17 protein-coding genes are annotated in these 17,535 nt (G+C 62.3%); 6 read left to right on the forward strand and 11 right to left on the reverse strand.

Going from position 1 to position 17,535, the window contains the following annotated elements; all coding sequences use genetic code 11:
• Position 1: 1 nt before the first annotated feature.
• Positions 2-1,087, reverse strand: coding sequence for an electron transport complex subunit RsxD (gene rsxD / locus ACP3TA_RS17140; protein ID WP_033652582.1), 1,086 nt, complete (start codon positions 1,085-1,087; stop codon positions 2-4).
• 365 nt (positions 1,088-1,452) lie between these two features.
• On the opposite strand from rsxD, the gene ACP3TA_RS17145 reads away from it, so the two are divergent.
• Positions 1,453-2,346 (forward strand): helix-turn-helix domain-containing protein, encoded by an 894-nt coding sequence (locus tag ACP3TA_RS17145; protein ID WP_033642950.1) that lies wholly within the window; start codon positions 1,453-1,455, stop codon positions 2,344-2,346.
• A gap of 33 nt (positions 2,347-2,379) precedes the next feature.
• Here the strand turns inward: ACP3TA_RS17145 and rsxC are convergent, their stop codons facing one another.
• From rsxC to ACP3TA_RS17165, 4 genes are all read right to left on the reverse strand, one after another.
• Complete coding sequence (rsxC, locus tag ACP3TA_RS17150) at positions 2,380-4,806, reverse strand: electron transport complex subunit RsxC (protein WP_206195906.1); 2,427 nt, start codon at positions 4,804-4,806, stop codon at positions 2,380-2,382.
• Positions 4,799-5,371, reverse strand: coding sequence for an electron transport complex subunit RsxB (gene rsxB / locus ACP3TA_RS17155; RefSeq protein ID WP_164113862.1), 573 nt, complete (start codon positions 5,369-5,371; stop codon positions 4,799-4,801). Before rsxB ends, rsxC begins: the two co-directional genes overlap by 8 nt.
• Positions 5,371-5,952 carry an electron transport complex subunit RsxA gene (gene rsxA / locus ACP3TA_RS17160; protein WP_004938443.1) on the reverse strand — a complete coding sequence of 194 codons (582 nt, stop codon included), beginning with the start codon at positions 5,950-5,952 and terminating at the stop codon, positions 5,371-5,373. The genes rsxB and rsxA overlap by 1 nt, the downstream gene beginning before the upstream one ends.
• Before the next feature lie 135 nt (positions 5,953-6,087).
• On the reverse strand, positions 6,088-6,528 hold the full coding sequence (locus ACP3TA_RS17165; protein ID WP_004938446.1) for a DUF2569 domain-containing protein: 441 nt from the start codon (positions 6,526-6,528) through the stop codon (positions 6,088-6,090).
• Between the two features lie 235 nt (positions 6,529-6,763).
• Here ACP3TA_RS17165 and ACP3TA_RS17170 point away from each other — a divergent pair, with 235 nt between their 5' ends.
• Both ACP3TA_RS17170 and ACP3TA_RS17175 read left to right on the forward strand, forming a co-directional pair.
• Positions 6,764-7,804 carry an oxidoreductase gene (locus ACP3TA_RS17170; RefSeq protein ID WP_033650498.1) on the forward strand — a complete coding sequence of 347 codons (1,041 nt, stop codon included), beginning with the start codon at positions 6,764-6,766 and terminating at the stop codon, positions 7,802-7,804.
• A 73-nt stretch (positions 7,805-7,877) separates the two neighbouring features.
• Entirely contained in the window at positions 7,878-8,882 is a 1,005-nt protein-coding gene (locus ACP3TA_RS17175) for a bile acid:sodium symporter family protein (RefSeq protein WP_033640474.1), read from the forward strand.
• Positions 8,883-8,893: 11 nt separating this feature from the next.
• Here ACP3TA_RS17175 and ACP3TA_RS17180 read toward each other — a convergent pair whose 3' ends face one another.
• The 3 genes from ACP3TA_RS17180 to ACP3TA_RS17190 form a co-directional block, all read right to left on the reverse strand.
• Positions 8,894-9,439 carry an AAA family ATPase gene (locus tag ACP3TA_RS17180; RefSeq protein WP_046686979.1) on the reverse strand — a complete coding sequence of 182 codons (546 nt, stop codon included), beginning with the start codon at positions 9,437-9,439 and terminating at the stop codon, positions 8,894-8,896.
• Positions 9,440-9,548: 109 nt separating this feature from the next.
• Positions 9,549-10,547 (reverse strand): adenosine deaminase, encoded by a 999-nt coding sequence (gene add, locus ACP3TA_RS17185; protein WP_201884733.1) that lies wholly within the window; start codon positions 10,545-10,547, stop codon positions 9,549-9,551.
• Between the two features lie 135 nt (positions 10,548-10,682).
• Positions 10,683-11,438: a DeoR/GlpR family DNA-binding transcription regulator gene (locus tag ACP3TA_RS17190; RefSeq protein ID WP_060660765.1), complete on the reverse strand. Its 756-nt coding sequence runs from the start codon at positions 11,436-11,438 to the stop codon at positions 10,683-10,685.
• A 96-nt stretch (positions 11,439-11,534) separates the two neighbouring features.
• Between ACP3TA_RS17190 and ACP3TA_RS17195 the strand changes: the two genes are divergently transcribed.
• Both ACP3TA_RS17195 and ACP3TA_RS17200 read left to right on the forward strand, forming a co-directional pair.
• On the forward strand, positions 11,535-12,131 hold the full coding sequence (locus tag ACP3TA_RS17195; RefSeq protein WP_033642958.1) for an NUDIX domain-containing protein: 597 nt from the start codon (positions 11,535-11,537) through the stop codon (positions 12,129-12,131).
• Positions 12,128-12,496 (forward strand): hypothetical protein, encoded by a 369-nt coding sequence (locus ACP3TA_RS17200; RefSeq protein ID WP_033640470.1) that lies wholly within the window; start codon positions 12,128-12,130, stop codon positions 12,494-12,496. The genes ACP3TA_RS17195 and ACP3TA_RS17200 overlap by 4 nt, the downstream gene beginning before the upstream one ends.
• Before the next feature lie 32 nt (positions 12,497-12,528).
• On the opposite strand, the gene ACP3TA_RS17205 is transcribed toward ACP3TA_RS17200, so the two are convergent.
• Together ACP3TA_RS17205 and malX are read right to left on the reverse strand one after the other, a co-directional pair.
• On the reverse strand, positions 12,529-13,710 hold the full coding sequence (locus tag ACP3TA_RS17205; RefSeq protein WP_060660764.1) for a MalY/PatB family protein: 1,182 nt from the start codon (positions 13,708-13,710) through the stop codon (positions 12,529-12,531).
• Positions 13,703-15,322 carry a maltose/glucose-specific PTS transporter subunit IIBC gene (malX, locus tag ACP3TA_RS17210; RefSeq protein WP_197775802.1) on the reverse strand — a complete coding sequence of 540 codons (1,620 nt, stop codon included), beginning with the start codon at positions 15,320-15,322 and terminating at the stop codon, positions 13,703-13,705. Before malX ends, ACP3TA_RS17205 begins: the two co-directional genes overlap by 8 nt.
• Before the next feature lie 223 nt (positions 15,323-15,545).
• On the opposite strand from malX, the gene ACP3TA_RS17215 reads away from it, so the two are divergent.
• Complete coding sequence (locus ACP3TA_RS17215) at positions 15,546-16,577, forward strand: Mal regulon transcriptional regulator MalI (protein ID WP_033650494.1); 1,032 nt, start codon at positions 15,546-15,548, stop codon at positions 16,575-16,577.
• On the opposite strand, the gene ACP3TA_RS17220 is transcribed toward ACP3TA_RS17215, so the two are convergent.
• Complete coding sequence (locus ACP3TA_RS17220; RefSeq protein ID WP_033650493.1) at positions 16,574-17,455, reverse strand: LysR family transcriptional regulator; 882 nt, start codon at positions 17,453-17,455, stop codon at positions 16,574-16,576. The two genes, ACP3TA_RS17215 and ACP3TA_RS17220, sit on opposite strands and share 4 nt — an antisense overlap.
• Positions 17,456-17,535 lie beyond the last annotated feature (80 nt).

Genomic DNA, 17,535 nt, shown 5'->3' on the forward strand with positions numbered 1-17,535 from the left:
CTTAGCGATGGCCGTACACGCGCGGCTGCGTGTAGTGGTCGATTAACGGGACGGTGATGTTGGCGAGCAGCACAGCAAAGGCCACGCCGTCAGGGTAGCCGCCATAAACGCGGATCAGCCAGACCAGCACGCCGATCAGCGCGCCGTAGATTAAACGGCCCTTCGGCGTGGTGGAGGCGCTGACCGGGTCGGTGGCGATAAAGAACGCGCCCAGCATGCTGGCGCCGGAGAACAGGTGGATCAGCGGCGAAGCCTGATGCGCCGGATCGAGCCACCAGGCCAGACCGGAGCAGAAGGCGATGGCGGCCAACATGCTGAAGGGGATCTGCCAGTGGATCAGGCGGCGCGCCAGCATAAACAGGCCGCCGGCCAGAAAGCCGAGGTTGACCCACTGCCAGCCGATGCCCGCCAGCGCGCCGCCGAACAGCGGCTGCTGCAACACTTGTTCAACGCTGTGGCCGCTGCGCAAACCGGTTTTGAAGCCGTCGAGCGGTGTAGCCTGGCTGATGCCGTCAACGCCCATCTGCAATTCGTGCAGCGTCGCGCCCTGAGCGGTATGGCCGCTGAAAATGGCCAGCAGCGTGTCGTGGAACGACAGTGCGGTGGCGCGTAGCTCATCCGGCGGCAACCAGCTGGTCATCTGCACCGGGAAGGAGATCAGCAGCACCACGTAACCGACCATCGCCGGATTGAACGGGTTCTGCCCAAGGCCGCCGTACAGCTGTTTGGCGATGACGATGGCGAAGAAGGTGCCGATGACGATCATCCACCACGGGGCCAGCGGCGGCAGGCTGATGCCGAGCAGCAGCGCGGTCAGCAGGGCGGAGTTGTCCGCCAGCCGGCTGCGCACCGGCAGCTTGCGCAGCCTGAGGATCGCGCCTTCTGCGGCCAGCGCGACGATCGCCGCCAGCGCCACCTGAATCAGCACGCCATAACCGAAGAACCAAATCTGTGCTGCGATGCCGGGAATGCAGGCCAACATCACCCACAGCATAATGCGGCTGGTGCTTTGCTGGTTGTGGGTGAACGGCGAGCTGGCGATGTGTAAGCCTTTGGCGGCTGTGGGTGATACCGGCCTGAACTTCATAGAGTAACGATACCTTCTGCGCCGCGCCTGCGGCAGTTTCGATGCGCCGAATTGCGGGCGCGGCAAAAATAATAGCCGAGCATTCTACCTGATTCGATGCGAGGGTAATACGCCTTAATGATAGGGGTATTCGGCTTTTCGCACCCGTTGAGATCGGCGTGGCGCGATTTGATTTTTTTTTGGCCGGAAAATGGGCTAACGTGAGGAATTGTCTGTGGAACTTGTGCCGCCATCGCCCCTGAGAAATGGGGTAACCGTATGAATGAAATATCATTTTTGTCCAGATTTCCGCACAAAATAACAACTTTCACATAATACGTGTAGGTTACTATCGCGAACATTATTGAGTCAGTGAATCCATAATAATGACAAATGAAGACATTTTTTTTATTGAAGAGCTAATTGAGTGGGTGGAGATACATCTGGAGAAACGGCCAAACCTGGATGAAGTTGCGCGTATTTCGGGCTATTCCAAGTGGCATCTGCAGCGTAAATTCAAGCGTATTACCGGCATTCAACTCGCCACCTATATCCGTTCGCGCATCCTGACGCGCGCCGCGGTGGCGCTGCGCATCACCCGTCGCTCCATCATCGACATCTCCGATGAGCTGGGCTTCGACTCGCAGCAGACCTTTACTCGCATGTTCAAGCAGCGCTTCGGCACCACGCCCAATCGCTACCGCTCAATGGAGCACTGGGACGTGAAAAACCTGATGCCGCGCTTTAACTTTGAAGCCAGCTACGGCGCGGGATATTATCCGGAAGTGAAGCGGCTGACGCTGCCCGAGATGCAGCTGGTCGGCTTCTCGCGCCGGCTGGATTTCGCCTCCGAACAAGAGCTGGAGTACGCGTCCTGCATGGCGATGAAGGACGAGATTTTCAATGACTTCTTCAAGGGGTTGCACGTCGACTGCCGGCGAATTTACAGCATTTATTGCCCGCAGGCCGGGGAAGGCGACGAGCTGTCGTCCACGCTGGTGATGGCGGTCGATCCTGAACATAAAAAGGACATTCTTTCCAATCATCAGATAGACACCATCCATCTGCCGAGCCGCGAGTTTATCTCCATCAACCATAAGGGCACGGCGAAGGAGTGTCTGCAGTTTTTCGGTTATCTGGTGTCGCATGTGATGCCGGGGCTGAAGGATAAGGTGCGCGGCAGTATGGAAATGGAGATCATTCAAACCAAAGAGTGGAACCCGGAGTCCAAACTGCGTCAGATTGAAGTGGACTACACCTATCTGATCTCTATCGATTAAACGGCGCCCGGCGTAGGCCAGGCGCCGCCGTCATCATTTGTCTTCCGTTTCCGCCGCCAGCGATTCTCTGGCGGCTTTTTTGGCTTTGGCGCGGGCGATAGCCGCCGCGACCGCCGCCTTGCGCGGATCTTCTTCGGCGGCAGCCGGAGCCGGTTCTGTCTCAGCCGGAGCGTCCGCCTGCTGCGCCGCTTTTTTGGCTTTGGCGCGGGCGATAGCCGCCGCGACCGCCGCTTTGCGCGGATCTTCTTCGGCGGTAGCCGGAGCCGGTTCTGTCTCGGCCGGAGCGTCCGCCTGCTGCGCCGCTTTCTTGGCCTTCACGCGAGCCAGGGCGGCGGCGACTGCCGCTTTACGCGGATCTTCTTCGGCGGCAGCCGGAGCCGGTTCTGTCTCGGCCGGAGTGTCCGCCTGCTGCGCAGCTTTCTTGGCCTTCACGCGAGCCAGGGCGGCGGCGACTGCCGCTTTACGCGGATCTTCTTCGGCGGTAGCCGGAGCCGGTTCTGTCTCGGCCGGAGCGTCCGCCTGCTGCGCCGCTTTCTTGGCTTTGGCGCGGGCGATAGCCGCCGCGACCGCCGCTTTGCGCGGATCTTCTTCGGCGGTAGCCGGAGCCGGTTCTGTCTCAGCGGGAGCGTCCGCCTGCTGCGCCGCTTTCTTGGCCTTCACGCGAGCCAGGGCGGCGGCGACTGCCGCTTTACGCGGATCGTCCTCTGTCGCGGCATGGGCGGTGATGTCTGCGGCCGGTGCCTCTTTGCGCGCCTTCACGCGGGCCAGCGCCGCGGCCACGGCGGCCTTACGCGCGTCGTCGCCTGAGGTTGCCGGCGAGGCTTGTTCCGCTTCGGCCGCCAACTGGGCGCGCCGTTCACGCGCCTGCGCTTTACGCGCTTCGCGGGCGGCGATCATCTCGCTGTTGTCCGGCTGCTGGCCGTCGACCGGCGTAACCGCCGCTTCGGCATTCTTGCTGCGTACGCGCGCCAGTGCGGCCTGTACCGCCCCCTGATCGTCGTCGGTCAGTTTGACGGCGGCCTTTTTGTGCCGCTCTTCGCGCGCCAGTTTCTCGCGCTCCAGACGCGCCAGCTTGGCCTCGTAACGCGCCTTGGCCTCGGCGGTGCGCGCCGCTTCCAAATCGATAGCCTTGATTTCGGCCTTTTCCTGCCGGTAGTACTGCACCAGCGGAATGTTGCTGGGGCAGACGAACGCGCAGGCGCCGCATTCGATGCAATCGAACAGGTTGTGGTTGCGCGCCTTGTCGTGCTCCTGCCCGCGGCTGAACCAGTACAGCTGTTGCGGCAACAGCCCGGCAGGGCAAGCGTCCACGCACAGGCCGCAGCGGATGCAGGATTGCTCGGGTTCCTGCGGCGTCATTTCATCCACCGTCGGCGCCAGAATGCAGTTGCTGATCTTGACGATCGGCACGTTCAGCGCGGGCAGGGTAAAGCCCATCAGCGGGCCGCCCATCACCACCATCTGCTGCGCCTGCGGACGGAAACCGACGAAATCAAGCAGGTGCTGCACCGGCGTGCCGATGCGTGCCCACAGGTTGCCAGGGCGCTCGACCGCCTCGCCGGTCAGGGTCACCACGCGCTCAATCAACGGTTCGCCGTCGACGATCGCCCGCTTGATGGCGAAGGCGGTGCCGACGTTTTGCATCAGCACGCCGATAGCGGAGGAGTGCTTGCCGTGCGGCACTTCCTTGCCGGTCAAAATCTTGGTCAGCTGCTTGGCGCCGCCGGACGGGTATTTGGTGGGGATGACGCGCAGGGCAATGCCGGTCTGGCCGCGCAACGCCTGTTTCAGCGCCGCGATCGCCTCTGGCTTGTTGTCTTCTATCCCGATCAGCGTGACCTTGGGCTGCAGAATGTGTTGCAGGATCTGCGTGCCTTCAACGATCTGATCGGCATGTTCCTGCATCAGGCGATCGTCGGCGGTGATGTAAGGCTCGCACTCGGCGGCGTTGAGGATCAGCGTTTCCACGCCGCTCATGCCGCCTTGCAGTTTACTGGCGGTCGGGAAACCTGCGCCGCCCAGACCGGCGATGCCGGCCTGATGAATACGTTGAATCAGATCTGCGGCGGGCGATTGGCGGTAATCCGCTACCGGCTCGCGCTCGCACCAGCGGTCTTCGCCGTCTGCCTCGATAATCACGCACAGCTCCGACAGCCCGGAAGGGTGAGCGGTGATGTGCGGCGTGATGGCGCTAACGGTGCCCGAGGTCGGGGCGTGCACCGGCACGGTGCGCCCGCGGCCGACGGTCAGCGGCTGGCCTTTCAACACCCGATCGCCGGCGTTGACGCACAGTTCGCCTTCCGGCCCCAGATGCTGCTGCAGCGGAATGATAAAGGTCTTGGGCAGAGGGGCGACACGCAGCGGCGCGCCGCTCGACTGAGTCTTCATTTCCGGTGGATGGATCCCGCCGTCGAAATCCCAGATCCGGTCTTTTTTAAAGGCGGCGAACAGATTAAGCATGTTGCTCCACGTGGATCACTTGCACCGGGATCGTCTTCATGTCCCACTTCCAGTTGGCGGTGGTGGTGGCGACCGGTCTCATTTCAATACAGTCGGTAGGGCAAGGGGCGACGCACAGATCGCAGCCGGTGCAGAGGTCGGTGATGACGGTGTGCATGGCGCGGGTGGCGCCGACGATGGCGTCCACCGGGCAGGCCTGAATGCACTTGGTGCAGCCGATACAGTTGGCCTCGTCGATATAGGCCACCTTACGCTCCGGCTCAGCGGCGGCTTCGCTGCCCAGCGGCTGCGGCTCGACGTTGAGCATCTCCGCCAGTTTCAGCATCACCTGTTCGCCGCCCGGTGCGCATTTGTTGATCATCTCGCCGTTGGCCACCGCCTCGGCGTAGGGACGGCAACCGGGGTAGCCGCACTGGCCGCACTGGCTCTGCGGCAGGATCGCGTCGACCTGCTCGGCGACCGGATCCTCTTCCACCTCAAAACGGCGCGCAGCGTAGCCCAGCACCAGTCCGAACAGCAGCCCGAGCGCGCTTAAGGCCGCGATAGCTATCCACAACGCAGTCATTAGAATTTCACCAGCCCGGTAAAGCCCATAAAGGCCAGCGACATCAGCCCGGCGGTGATCAGTGCGATCGAGGAGCCGCGGAACGGCGCCGGCACGTCGGCGACCGCCAGGCGTTCGCGAATGGCGGCGAACAGCACCATGACCAGCGAGAAACCGGCGGCGGCGCTAAAGCCGTAAACGGCGGACTGCAGGAAGTTGTAGCCGAGGTTGACGTTAAGCAACGCTACGCCCAGCACCGCGCAGTTGGTGGTGATCAACGGCAGGAAGATGCCCAGCAGGCGATAGAGCGCCGGGCTGGTCTTGCGCACCACCATCTCGGTGAACTGCACCACCACGGCGATCACCAGAATGAAGGAGAGCGTGCGCAGATACACCAGATCCAGCGGAACCAGAATAAAGGTGTTGATCACCCAGGCGCTGACGGAGGCCAGCGTCATGACGAAGGTGGTGGCCATTCCCATGCCGATGGCGCTTTCCAGCTTCTTGGAAACGCCGAGGAACGGGCACAGGCCAAGAAACTTCACCAGAACGAAGTTGTTCACCAGTACGGTGCCGACAAACAGGAGCAGGTATTCGGTCATTGCGATGCCTAAAAAAATAAAAGCCGCCTATTATCGGGAATCGGCGGCCGGACGACAACATATGAATCGCAGGGGTATTGCCTTTTTTGGTGAAAATTTACACAAATCACCCAATAAAACGTGCTGCAATCGCCTTTAACGTTCGGTAAAGGTCCCTTTGACCCGCTGCGAACGCTTGATGTAAGGCACCAGCAGCGCCGCCATCAGCAGCGGCCAGCCGAGGCTGCGCACCGCCACTTCATCCGGCACCGGCGCGAAGGCGAAGGCTTTCACCGCCAGGATCACCGTGATCAGCAGCCATAACAGGAACAGTTTAGGGAAGCGCTGCGACCGCTGGCAAAACAGAAACACCAGCCACAGGGTGAAGCCCCACATCAAGAGCGTGGTCAGCACCGAAAAGTACCATTGCAGGGTAAACGCCTGGGCGTTGGTCAACAGATAGTCGCGCGACTCGGGCATGAAGATCGCCATGGCGTACAGGAGCAGCATCAGGCTGGCGCTGAGCAGGGTGACGATCAGATAGGCCAGCGGGGCCAGCAACCAACCGCCGATACGAGAGTATTCAGCTTGAGACATAAAACGGCTTCCTGATTGAATCGGGGATCACAGGCGGCATAGCTTAGCGGGTAATATAGGCTTCGTCATCCCTATCAACCGGATAGCTCGGCGTCGCGGGCTCGGGCCGCACGTTTGGCTACTCCGGCGCCGTGCCGACCCCGCTTCGAATTAACATCTCATTTACTTCTTGTTCAAGCCGTCCGCATGGTGTCAAATCGAAAGGGTCTGTCGTGAGCCTGCAAGAGGAAATCCCATGGCTGAGAAAATTCGTGTCGGGCTGGTCGGTTACGGCTACGCCGGCAAAACCTTTCATGCGCCGCTGATCGCCGGTACGCCCGGGCTGGAGCTGGCCGCCGTTTCTAGCAGCGATGCCGGCAAAGTGCGCGCGGACTGGCCGTCGATGACGGTGGTGGGCGATGCGCAGGCGCTGTTCGCCGATCCGGCCCTCGATCTGATCGTGATTCCTACCCCCAACGATACCCATTTCCCGCTGGCGCAACAGGCGCTGGCCGCCGGCAAGCACGTGGTCGTGGACAAACCGTTTACCGTGACATTGTCACAAGCTCAGGCGCTGCAGCAACAGGCGCAGCAGAGCGGTTTGCTGTTGTCGGTGTTCCACAACCGTCGCTGGGACAGCGATTTCCTGACCCTCAAAGCGCTGCTGAACGACGGTTCGCTGGGCGAGGTGGTGTACTTCGAGTCGCACTTCGATCGTTACCGGCCACAGGTGCGTCAGCGCTGGCGCGAACAGGGCGGCGTCGGCAGCGGCATCTGGTTCGATTTGGGGCCGCATCTGCTCGATCAGGCGCTGCAACTCTTCGGCAAACCCGAGCGGCTGTTTGTCGATCTGGGTGAGCTGCGGCCGGGGGCGCAGGCGGTGGACTATTTCCACGCGCTGCTGAGCTATGGCGATCGCCGTGTGGTGCTGCACGCCAGCATGCTGGCGGCGGCGGAGAGCCCGCGCTATGTGGTGCACGGCACCCGCGGCAGCTATGTCAAATACGGCCTGGATCCGCAGGAAGACCGGCTGAAGGCCGGCGAACGCTTGCCGCAGGCCGACTGGGGCTATGACATGCGCGAGGGTGTAGTGACGCTGTCACGTGGCGACCTGCTGGCGGAACAGCCGCTGCTCAATATTCCCGGCAACTACCCGGCTTATTACGCGGCGGTGCGCGACGCGATTGCCGGCATAGGCGAAAATCCGGTGCCGGCCGCCGACGCCATCGCGGTGATGGCATTGATCGAACTGGGGCTGGAATCGGCCCGGCTGCAGCAGGCGCTGCCGGTGGTCTGATCCCGCCCACTTTTCTGTGGCCCGGCGCAACGTCGGGCCTTTTTACGACTCTACGTGCAAGGAAATCCGTTTCATGTCCTGGTTGCAGCGTTTGCGCATTGATAAATTTTTGCTGGTTCTGATTTTGGTGGTGATCGTCGCCTCGCTGTTCCCCTGCGAAGGCATCTGGAAAACCTTCTTTGAACACCTGACCACCGCCGCCATCGCGCTGCTGTTCTTTATGCACGGCGCCAAGCTGTCGCGCGAGGCGATCATCGCCGGCATGAGTCACTGGAAGCTGCATCTGCTGGTGTTCCTCAGCACCTTTGCGCTGTTCCCGCTGCTCGGGCTGGCGATGAACCTGTTGGTGCCGGGCATCATGACGCCGACGGTCTATCTCGGCTTCCTCTATCTGTGCGCGCTACCGGCCACGGTGCAGTCGGCCATCGCCTTTACGTCGGCGGCGGGCGGTAACGTGGCGGCGGCGATCTGCAGCGCCTCGGCGTCGAGCATTCTCGGCGTGTTCCTGTCGCCGCTGCTGGTGGGGGCGTTGATGCATACTCAGGGCGGTAATACCGACGTGCTGCACGCCATCGGTTCAATCATTTTGCAATTGATGGTGCCGTTCGTGATCGGTCACCTGGCGCGGCCATTGATCGGCAAGTGGATCGATCGCCATCGCAAACTGATCAACCTGACCGACCGTTCGTCGATCCTGCTGGTGGTGTATACCGCGTTCAGTGCGGCGGTGGTGGAAGGGATTTGGCATCGCATCGACGGCTGGTCGCTGCTGACCATCCTGGTGATGTCGCTGGTGCTGCTGACGGTGGTGCTGGTGATCAACACCTACGCGGCGCGCTGGCTGGGCTTTAACACCGCCGATGAAATCACCATCGTCTTCTGCGGATCGAAAAAGAGCCTGGCGAACGGCATCCCGATGGCCAACGTGCTGTTCCCGGCCGCGGCGGTGGGCGCGATGGTGCTGCCGCTGATGATTTTCCACCAGGTTCAGCTGATGGTGTGCGCGGTGCTGGCGCAGCGCTATGCGCGTAAAACCGCCAAACAGCGGGCCGAGGCGGAGGCGCTGGCGGCCAAATAGGCCGCAGACCGCTAACGGCGGCCTAGCGCGTCGAGCAGAAAGTCGGCGCGCTCGTCCGGTGAGGCGCGCGGCAGTTCTTGCAGCTGATAGCCATAGCGGCGATAGACGGCCACCATCGCCCGGTAGGTCAGCTCGGCTTCGGCGAAAGATTGCTTTCTTTCGCTGTCCTGCGCGTAGATCGCTTGCCACGGCGGGGCGATGAACACCCTTTCGGCATAGCGGAAGGTGCCGATCGCCGCCGTCAAATGCGCGGGGATCGGCAGCCCGCACAGCGTGAGATACCCGGCGATATCCGGCAGCCCGCGATCGAAGAACCAGCATGTTTCCCCCGTTGCTTCGCGCCATGAGCGCAGTTCCCAATCGAGCATCCGCTCGGCGAAGGCCTGGCGATCGCCCCACGGCAGCGCATGGCCGCCGATACTCACCTGATCCTGAATAATCGCCCGGCCGGCTTCCTGCGAGTGCGGAAAGCCGCGGCGATGAAGAACGTCGATGAGCGTGCTTTTGCCCGAGCCCGGGCCGCCGGTCAGCACGATGCGGCGTGTTTTGTCAGACATGCGGAATTCCTCTCTTGCGGCAGAGTCATGGGGTAACACAGCGATAAAGACGAGCAGTCGGAAGAAAACGGGGGATGAGAAGAAGGCGCCGTTTGGCGCCTGGGGGGATTTAGCCCTGAACTTTGACGCGCAGCGCCTGTTTTTCCTGCTCGCTGAGGAAGGCCAGCTTCAGGCCGTTTTCCTGCGCGGTGCGGATTTCTTCCGGCGTCAGCCCGGCCTGCGGCGCGGCGACGCGGTATTCATGCTCGATCTCGATGCCCTGAACCGCCGGATCGTCGGTGTTGATCGACGCCAGCACGCCGTGGCGCAGGAAGGTGGCCAGCGGATGCTGCGCCAGCGACGGCACGGTGCTGGTCTGGATGTTGGAGGTCAGGCAGGATTCGATGCCGATGCCGTGTTCCGCCAGGAAGTCCATCAGCGCCGGGTCTTCGACCGCTTTCACCCCGTGGCCGATACGTTCGGCGCCCAGCTCGCGGATCGCCTGCCAGATGCTTTCCGGGCCGGCGGCTTCGCCCGCGTGCACGGTGATGCGCAGGCCGGCGTCGCGGGCGCGGTTGAAGTGGCTGAGGAACAGGCTGCCGGGGAAGCCCAGCTCATCGCCCGCCAAATCCAGCGCGGTAATGCCGTCGCGGTGCGCCAGCAATCCTTCCAGTTCCTGCAGACAGGCGGCCTCGCCGAAGGTGCGGCTCATGATGCCGATCAGGCGAATGTCGATGTCACGATCGCGGCAGCCCGAACGGATCCCGTCGATCACCGCTTCCACCACGCCGGCGACCGGCAGTTGATGCTTCATCGCCATGTAGTAAGGGGAGAAACGCAGCTCGGCATAGTGCAGGCCGGCGTTGGCGGCGTCCTCGACGTTTTCGTATGCCACCCGGCGGCAGGCGTCCAGATCGCCCAGCACCGCCACGCCCCAGTCCAGTTTCTGCAGGAAGCTGACCAGATCCGGTTCGGCATGGGTGATCTGCACGTGCGGGCGCAGGCTCTCCAAATCGTTGGCCGGCAGGGCGAGATTGAACTGGCGGCCGAGGTCGAGAATGGTCTGCGCGCGGATGTTGCCGTCGAGATGGCGGTGAATATCGGTAAGCGGTAGGCGGGGATCGATCATGCTGGGCACTCGCTAATTATCGTAGGTAAAGTGCAGAACAGTATAAAAACAAATGGATGAAACTTGCCATCGCGTTGCATAAAAAAGTGACTTACATCACAAATAATGCGAGGTGTATCGCATTTTCGTCGTGAATCAGGCTTTCAACACGCTGACGCCCGCCTGCTGCAACGGCGCGATCAGCGCGTCATCGGTAGCCCGCTCAACGATGATGGTGTGCGCCAGCGTAATATCGCCGATCGCATACTGCGAGGCGGCATTAAGCTTGGCGGCGGAAGCCAGCACCACGGTTTCCGCCGCACGGGCCGCCAGCGCGCGCTTGATGTAGGCTTCTTCCAGATCGCCGGTGCTCAACCCCGCAGTGGGGTGCACGCCGGTCACGCCCATAAAATAGATATCGGCGCGAATATGCGACATCGCTTCTACGGCAGCGGCGCCGACGCTGACGATCGAATGCTTGTACAGCCGGCCGCCGATCAGGATCACCTCGACGGTGGGGTGATCGACCAGGCCCACGGCGACGCTGGGGCTGTGGGTGACGATGGTGGCGTTGAGGTTGGCCGGCAGTTGCCTGATCAGCTCTGCGGAGGTGGTGCCGCCGTCGATGATCACCACCTGGCCGGGGGCGATCAGCGCCGCCGCCGCTTTGGCGATCGCGCGTTTGGCGCCGGATTCCAATTGATTGCGTTCGGCGAAGCTGGCGATGGCGGAAGAAACCGGCAGGGCGCCGCCATGCACCCGTTGCAGCAACCCCTCGGCGTCCAGTTCGCGCAGATCGCGCCGGACCGTATCTTCCGACAGCCCGAACATCTCGCTGAGCTGTTTGGCCAAGACCTGACCCTCCTGGGCCAGTTTTTCCAAAATGATCTTCTTGCGCTGGCTGGTCAACATGGCCATTTCCTCTCAAATTTGCTATGCACGAAATATCTTGATCATACACGAAACTGCACGATAGTATCAATTTCCTTCCTCTGGCGGAGTAAACCGATGATAGCCACCAAAGACAGGGTTCGCATTGTCGAAACCCGGGTGTTGTCCGATGACTGGTACCTGCTGAAAAAAACCACCTTTGATTTTCTGCGGCGCGACGGCGTCTGGCAGCGGCAAAGCCGTGAGACTTACGATCGCGGCGACGGCGCCACCATTTTACTGTTCAACCGGCAGGCGCAAACGGTGATCCTGACGCGCCAGTTCCGCTTTCCGGTGTTCGTCAACGGTCATGACGGCATGCTGATTGAGGCCGCCGCCGGGCTGTTGGACGACGCGTCGCCGGAGGCGCGCATCCGCGCCGAAGTTGAAGAGGAAACCGGCTACTTCGTGCAGAACGTGGAGAAAGTGTTTGAGGCGTACATGAGCCCTGGCTCGGTCACCGAAAAGCTGCACTTTTTCGTCGGTGAATATCAGGCGGGCGACCGCCTCAACGAGGGCGGCGGGCTGGCGGCGGAGGGGGAAGATTTGGAGGTGATCGAGCTGCCGCTGGCGCAGGCCCTGCAGGCGGTTCGTCAGGGTACGATCGTTGACGCCAAAACTATCATGCTGCTGCAGTTTGTCGCCTTGAATCGGACGTTGGAGGAACAACGATGAAAGCCCAACAAATCTTGATCGCCGGCCCTTATCGCAGCGGCACCGATGGCGATCCGCAGCGTATCGCCGCCAATCTGGCGCGCCTCGAACAGGCGGCGCTGGCGGTCTACCAACGGGGGCACGTGCCGGTGATCGGCGAATGGCTGGCGCTGCCTTTGGCGGCCGCGGCCGGTTCCACTCAGGTTGGCGATGCGGTCAGCGAGGCGTTTCTTTACCCGGTGGCTCACCGACTGATTGCGCAGTGTCAGGCGGTGTATCGCATCGAAGGGGCGTCTGCGGGGGCCGATAACGACGTGCGGTTGGCTAACGAATGGGGATTGACGGTCTATCGTCATCTGGAGGAAATTCCGTCTGTTCAGGCGTAACCGAGGGGCGGGCAGAGGCTCGCCCCCTCGCGTTATTTCTCGTCCAGCACAAACTTCAACCCGGCGAGCAGTTTGTCCATGCCGGCTTCCAGCTTGCTGCGCGGGCAGCCGACGTTGAGGCGCAGGAACCCGCGGCCTTCTTCGCCGTAGGTAAAGCCCGGCATGATCGCCACCTTTTCACGCTCGATAAGCACCTGCTGCAGCGCCCGATCGTCCACGGCCAGCGGCCGCAGATCGATCCAGGCCAGATAGGTGGCCTGCGGCGGGCGCCAGCCCAGCGCGGGAAACGCCTCCGCCAGCCGTTCGGCGACGTAGGTCAGGTTATCCTGCAGATAGTCGCGCAGGGCGTCCAGCCAGGGTTCACCGCGCCGATAGGCGGCTACGTGCGCCGCCACCGCCAGCACTGCCGGCGAGGAGAGGCCGTCACGGGATTTGAGCTGCTGGAAATAGGCTTCGCGGCTGGCGTCGTCGCTGATAAAGCCGTAGGCGCCGGTTAACGCCGGAATGTTAAAACTCTTGGAGCCGGAGGTCAGTAAGGCCCAGGGGCCGGTCGCCACCTGGCTCCAGGGCGTATGGCGGTGTGCGCCCCAGACCATGTCCATGTGGATTTCATCGCTGATCACGCGCACGTCGTGGCGTTCGCACAGTTCGGCCATCTGCTGCAGCTCTTCGCGGCGCCACACTTTGCCAGTGGGATTATGCGGGCTGCACAGTAGCAGGATCTTGGTCTGCGGCCGCGCCAGCAGCGCTTCGAGGTGCGCCATGTCGCAGCGCCAGTCATCTGCGGCCTTGTGCAGCGGGCAGGCCAGCAGCTGGCGCTGGTTGGCGAGGATCACCTTATAGAAGGCGTCGTAGGCCGGGGTATGGGTCACCACGTAGTCGCCCGGCACGGACCATTGGCGGATCAGCTGCGCCGCCATGTAGATAACGGAAGGGCCGTACACCGCCGTTGCGGTGTCGATAGCGGTGTTGAAACGTTGTTGATACCAGTGGCGCAGCGCGCCGAGAAAATCCTCATGCTGCCAACGGCTGTAGCCCAGCACGCCGTGCTGCAGGCGCTGTTGCAGCGCCTCGAGAATGCACGGTGCGGTGGCGAAATCCATATCGGAGATGGTGAACGGCAGCAGGTCGGCGCTGCCGAAGCGATCGGCGATGTAATCCCACTGGGTGCACCAGGTGCCGTGGCGGTCGATCGGGGTGGAGAAATCAAACATGGGTGGCTCCCTGCAGCGCCGCGGCAGGGCGCGCCGTGGCTATCAGTGAGTCTAATTCATCCTTCACCGATTGCACCTGCGGGCCGATCACTACCTGCAGATTATGATCGTTGAGATGCACTACGCCGATGGCGCGGTTGGCCTTCAGCGCCGCGTCGTCCACCTGGCTCATGTCGTTGACTGACAGGCGCAGGCGGGTGATGCAGTTGTCCAGCGTAATGATGTTGTCCGGGCCGCCGAGCGCCGCCAAAATCGCCGGCACATTGTAGCCGGATTTGCCCGCCGCGCCGCTTGGCGCGCTTTGGCTGACGGCGCCGTCGCTCTCACGGCCCGGCGTTTTGATGTTAAAGCGCCGGATGGCGAAGCGGAAAATGGCGTAATAGCCGACGAACCAGATGGCGGCCACCACCGGCACCAGATACCACTTGGTGGCGGTGCCGTGCAGAATGCCGAACACCACGAAGTCGATAATGTTGCCGTCGGTGTTGCCGATGGTCACGCCCAGCAGCGCCATGACGGTAAAGCCCAACCCGGTGAGCAGCGCATGGATCAGATAAAGGAACGGCGCGACGAACAGAAACAGAAACTCGATCGGCTCGGTGGTGCCGCCGACGACGCAGGCCACCACGCCGGAAATCAACAGCCCCTTGATTTTATGGCGGTTCTCCGGTTTGGCGCAGTGGTACATCGCCAGCGCCGCGCCCGGCAGGCCGCCGAGGAACGCCGGCATTTTACCCTGCGACAGGAAGCGGGTGGCGCTTTCGGCGAAACCGGTGGTGGTCGGGCAGGAGAGCTGCGCCTGGAAGATGGTCAGGGCGCCGCTGACGCTGTGGCCGCACACCTCCATCGTGCCGCCCGCCTCGGTAAAGCGGATCAGCGCCACCAGTATGTGATGCAGACCGAACGGCAACAGCAGGCGTTCGCCGGTGCCGAAGATCATCGGCCCGAAAATGCCGGCGCCATTGATCATGCGCCCCAGGCCGTTGATGCCGGCGGCGAACCATGGCCAGATCAGGGGGATGAGCAGGCCGCACAGGCCCAGCGTCACGGTGGTGACTATCGGCACGAAACGGGTGCCGCCGAAGAAGGCCAGCGCATCCGGCAGCCGGATGGTGTGGAAACGTTCATGCAGCAGATACACGATGATGCCGACGATCACTGCGCCGAGGATGCCGGTGTCGATCGACTGAATGCCGAGAATGTTTTGGATGTTGTTGGCCTTCAGCACCAGCGGATCGCTGGTGGGCAGCACGCCGGCAGCGGTCAGGTAGAAGTTGGTGGCCAGATTCAGCACGGCGAAGCCGACGAAGCCGGAGAAGGCGGCGACGCCCTTGTTGTCGCGCGCCATGCCCAGCGGAATGGCGATGGCGAACATCACCGGCAGGAAGCTGAAGGCGAAGGAGCCTACCTTGCTCATCCAGGTGAAGATCAGCTGGAAGATCGGATGGCCGATAAACGGCATCAGGGTAATCACGTCGCGGCTGCTCAGCGAGCTGCCGATCCCCAGCATGATGCCGCAGAAAGAGAGCAAGGCGACGGGCAACATGAATGTTTTGCCCAGGCTCTGGAAGAACTCCCAGAGGGTGATTTTGGGTTTATTGGCTGCTGACATAACCGACTTCTCCTGGCGAAAAGACGAGCAAAAAGGGGACTTCTGATTAGGTAAAAAGAAGATAAAACGTTTTACCTAGCAAAAATGCGCCGCCAATCACAAATCTGTCGCCCGGTTTTTGGCGACAATGCGGCGGGCAGTAAAACGTTTTACTGCATTGACGGATTCGGTATACCCTTGATCACTACGGCGCGGGTTGCCCAGGAACGGGTTCGCAGAGACTATGAGCATCAAAAAGATCACCATTACCGATGTGGCGCAACAGGCGGGCGTTTCGGTCACCACGGTTTCTCTGGTATTGAGCGGCAAGGGGCGGATTTCGCCGACCACCGTCGAGAAGGTCAATCAGGCGATAGAGCAGTTGGGCTACGTGCGCAATCGCCAGGCGGCGACGCTGCGCGGCGGCGAATCCGGGGTAATCGGCCTGATCCTGCGCGACATTTGCGAACCTTTCTATGCCGAAATGACCGCCGGGCTGAGCGAAGCGCTGGAGGCGCACGACAAACTGCTGTTTTTAACCCAGAGCGGGCGCGATGGTCAGGGGCTGCAGCGGGCGTTTGACGCGCTGCTGGCGCAGGGCGTCGACGGCATTGTGCTGGCGGGCGGCATCCGCGCGGCGGCCGGGCTGAAGGAAAAGGCGGCCGAGCAGGGCGTGCCGCTGGTATGCGTGGCGCGCTCCAGCGGTCTCGAGGGCGTGGACGTGGTGCGGCCGGACAATATGCAGGCCGCCAAGCTGGCCACCGAATTTTTGATCAAACGCGGCCACAGCCAGATTGCTTATCTCGGCGGCCAGAGCGACTCGTTGACGCGCGCCGAAAGGTTGGGCGGATTTTGCGCCACGCTGTTGCAGTACGGCCTGCCGTTTCGCAGCGAATGGATCGTCGAGTGCGATTGCCGGCAGCGTGAGGCGGCGGAAGCGGCGGAACAGCTGCTGCGCCACTACCCGAATATCACCGCTGTCGTTTGCCACAAGGCGTCGGTGGCGCTTGGCGCCTATTTTGGCCTGACGCGCAGCGGCCGCAGCATCGGTTCGGACGGGGTCGACGCCTACTACGGCCGGCAGGTGGCGCTGATCGGTTTCGGCGACGTGCCGGAGGCCGAGCTGACCGAACCGCCGCTGACCTTTGTCTCCAGCTCGGCGCGGGAAGTGGGGCGCAGCGCCGCCGCGCGCCTGCTGCAGCGCATCAATGACGCCGATCTGCCGGCGCAGAACGTCATTTTGCCGCCGACGCTGATCCGGCGCGGCTCCGCTTAGTCCCGCCGCTGTTCCTCTTCCGCTTCGCGGCAAATCCAGCCGATAAAAGCCTTCATCGCCGGCGTCAGATCCCGCGATTTCAAATGGGTCAGCCAGTAGGCGCCGAGCGCGGCCTCGGCGGCGAACGGCCGCTGCAGCGCGCCGGCGGCCAGTTCGCGGCGGAACATGCTGACCGGCGCCAGCGCCACGCCGTCGCACTGGAGCGCGCCTTCCACCATCAGCCTCGATGAGTCGAACACCGGGCCGTTGATTCGCCACGGCGTCACCTGCGCAGCCGTGAACCAGCGTTCCCATTCATCCTGGCGGTAAGTGCGCATCAGCAGTTCGTGCTGCAGATCCTGCGGCGTATGCAGCCGCGCGGCGACCGCCGGCGAGCAGAGCACCGTCAGCGGCGCGTCGAACAGCTTAATATTGCGGGTGGCGGGCCATAAACCTTCGCCGAAACGGATGGCGAAATCCATGCCATCGGCCGACAGATTGACCAGGTTGTTGTGGGTCAGCACCCGCAGATCGATGAACGGATGCGCCGCGCGGAACGCCGCCAGCCGCGGCATCAGCCAGCCGACCGCGAAGGTGCCGACCACCGCCACCGTCAGCACTTCGTGGAAATGCCCGCCTTCGAACTGCTGTAACACCGCCTCGATGCGATCGAAAGCGTCGCTCAACACCGGCAGCAGCGCCTGGCCCTCTTCGGTCAGATCCAACCCGCGCGGCAGGCGGCGGAACAGCTGAATGCCCAGTTGTTCTTCCAGCATGCGCACCTGCTGGCTGACGGCGGCCTGAGTGACTCGCAGCTCCAGACCGGCGCGGGTGAAGTTCAGGTGGCGGGCGGAGGATTCGAACGCCCGCAGGGCGTTGAGGGGAAGTCGGTTGCGCATTGTTGATAGCCATAAGTTTTTCTTTATGCTGGCTGAAATTATTATCGCTTGTCAACCCGGCGGCAAAAACCGATATTTGG

Origin of the sequence: Serratia sp. 2C06, assembly GCF_050037615.1 — a bacterium.
GTDB classification, from domain to species: Bacteria; Pseudomonadota; Gammaproteobacteria; order Enterobacterales; family Enterobacteriaceae; genus Serratia; species Serratia ureilytica.

Coding starts and splice junctions, on each gene's coding strand:
- rsxD (WP_033652582.1), bottom strand. CDS start 1,087: ATGAAGTTCAGGCCGGTATCACCCACAGCCGCCAAAGGCTTACACATC.
- ACP3TA_RS17145 (WP_033642950.1), top strand. CDS start 1,453: ATGACAAATGAAGACATTTTTTTTATTGAAGAGCTAATTGAGTGGGTG.
- rsxC (WP_206195906.1), bottom strand. CDS start 4,806: ATGCTTAATCTGTTCGCCGCCTTTAAAAAAGACCGGATCTGGGATTTC.
- rsxB (WP_164113862.1), bottom strand. CDS start 5,371: ATGACTGCGTTGTGGATAGCTATCGCGGCCTTAAGCGCGCTCGGGCTG.
- rsxA (WP_004938443.1), bottom strand. CDS start 5,952: ATGACCGAATACCTGCTCCTGTTTGTCGGCACCGTACTGGTGAACAAC.
- ACP3TA_RS17165 (WP_004938446.1), bottom strand. CDS start 6,528: ATGTCTCAAGCTGAATACTCTCGTATCGGCGGTTGGTTGCTGGCCCCG.
- ACP3TA_RS17170 (WP_033650498.1), top strand. CDS start 6,764: ATGGCTGAGAAAATTCGTGTCGGGCTGGTCGGTTACGGCTACGCCGGC.
- ACP3TA_RS17175 (WP_033640474.1), top strand. CDS start 7,878: ATGTCCTGGTTGCAGCGTTTGCGCATTGATAAATTTTTGCTGGTTCTG.
- ACP3TA_RS17180 (WP_046686979.1), bottom strand. CDS start 9,439: ATGTCTGACAAAACACGCCGCATCGTGCTGACCGGCGGCCCGGGCTCG.
- add (WP_201884733.1), bottom strand. CDS start 10,547: ATGATCGATCCCCGCCTACCGCTTACCGATATTCACCGCCATCTCGAC.
- ACP3TA_RS17190 (WP_060660765.1), bottom strand. CDS start 11,438: ATGTTGACCAGCCAGCGCAAGAAGATCATTTTGGAAAAACTGGCCCAG.
- ACP3TA_RS17195 (WP_033642958.1), top strand. CDS start 11,535: ATGATAGCCACCAAAGACAGGGTTCGCATTGTCGAAACCCGGGTGTTG.
- ACP3TA_RS17200 (WP_033640470.1), top strand. CDS start 12,128: ATGAAAGCCCAACAAATCTTGATCGCCGGCCCTTATCGCAGCGGCACC.
- ACP3TA_RS17205 (WP_060660764.1), bottom strand. CDS start 13,710: ATGTTTGATTTCTCCACCCCGATCGACCGCCACGGCACCTGGTGCACC.
- malX (WP_197775802.1), bottom strand. CDS start 15,322: ATGTCAGCAGCCAATAAACCCAAAATCACCCTCTGGGAGTTCTTCCAG.
- ACP3TA_RS17215 (WP_033650494.1), top strand. CDS start 15,546: ATGAGCATCAAAAAGATCACCATTACCGATGTGGCGCAACAGGCGGGC.
- ACP3TA_RS17220 (WP_033650493.1), bottom strand. CDS start 17,455: ATGCGCAACCGACTTCCCCTCAACGCCCTGCGGGCGTTCGAATCCTCC.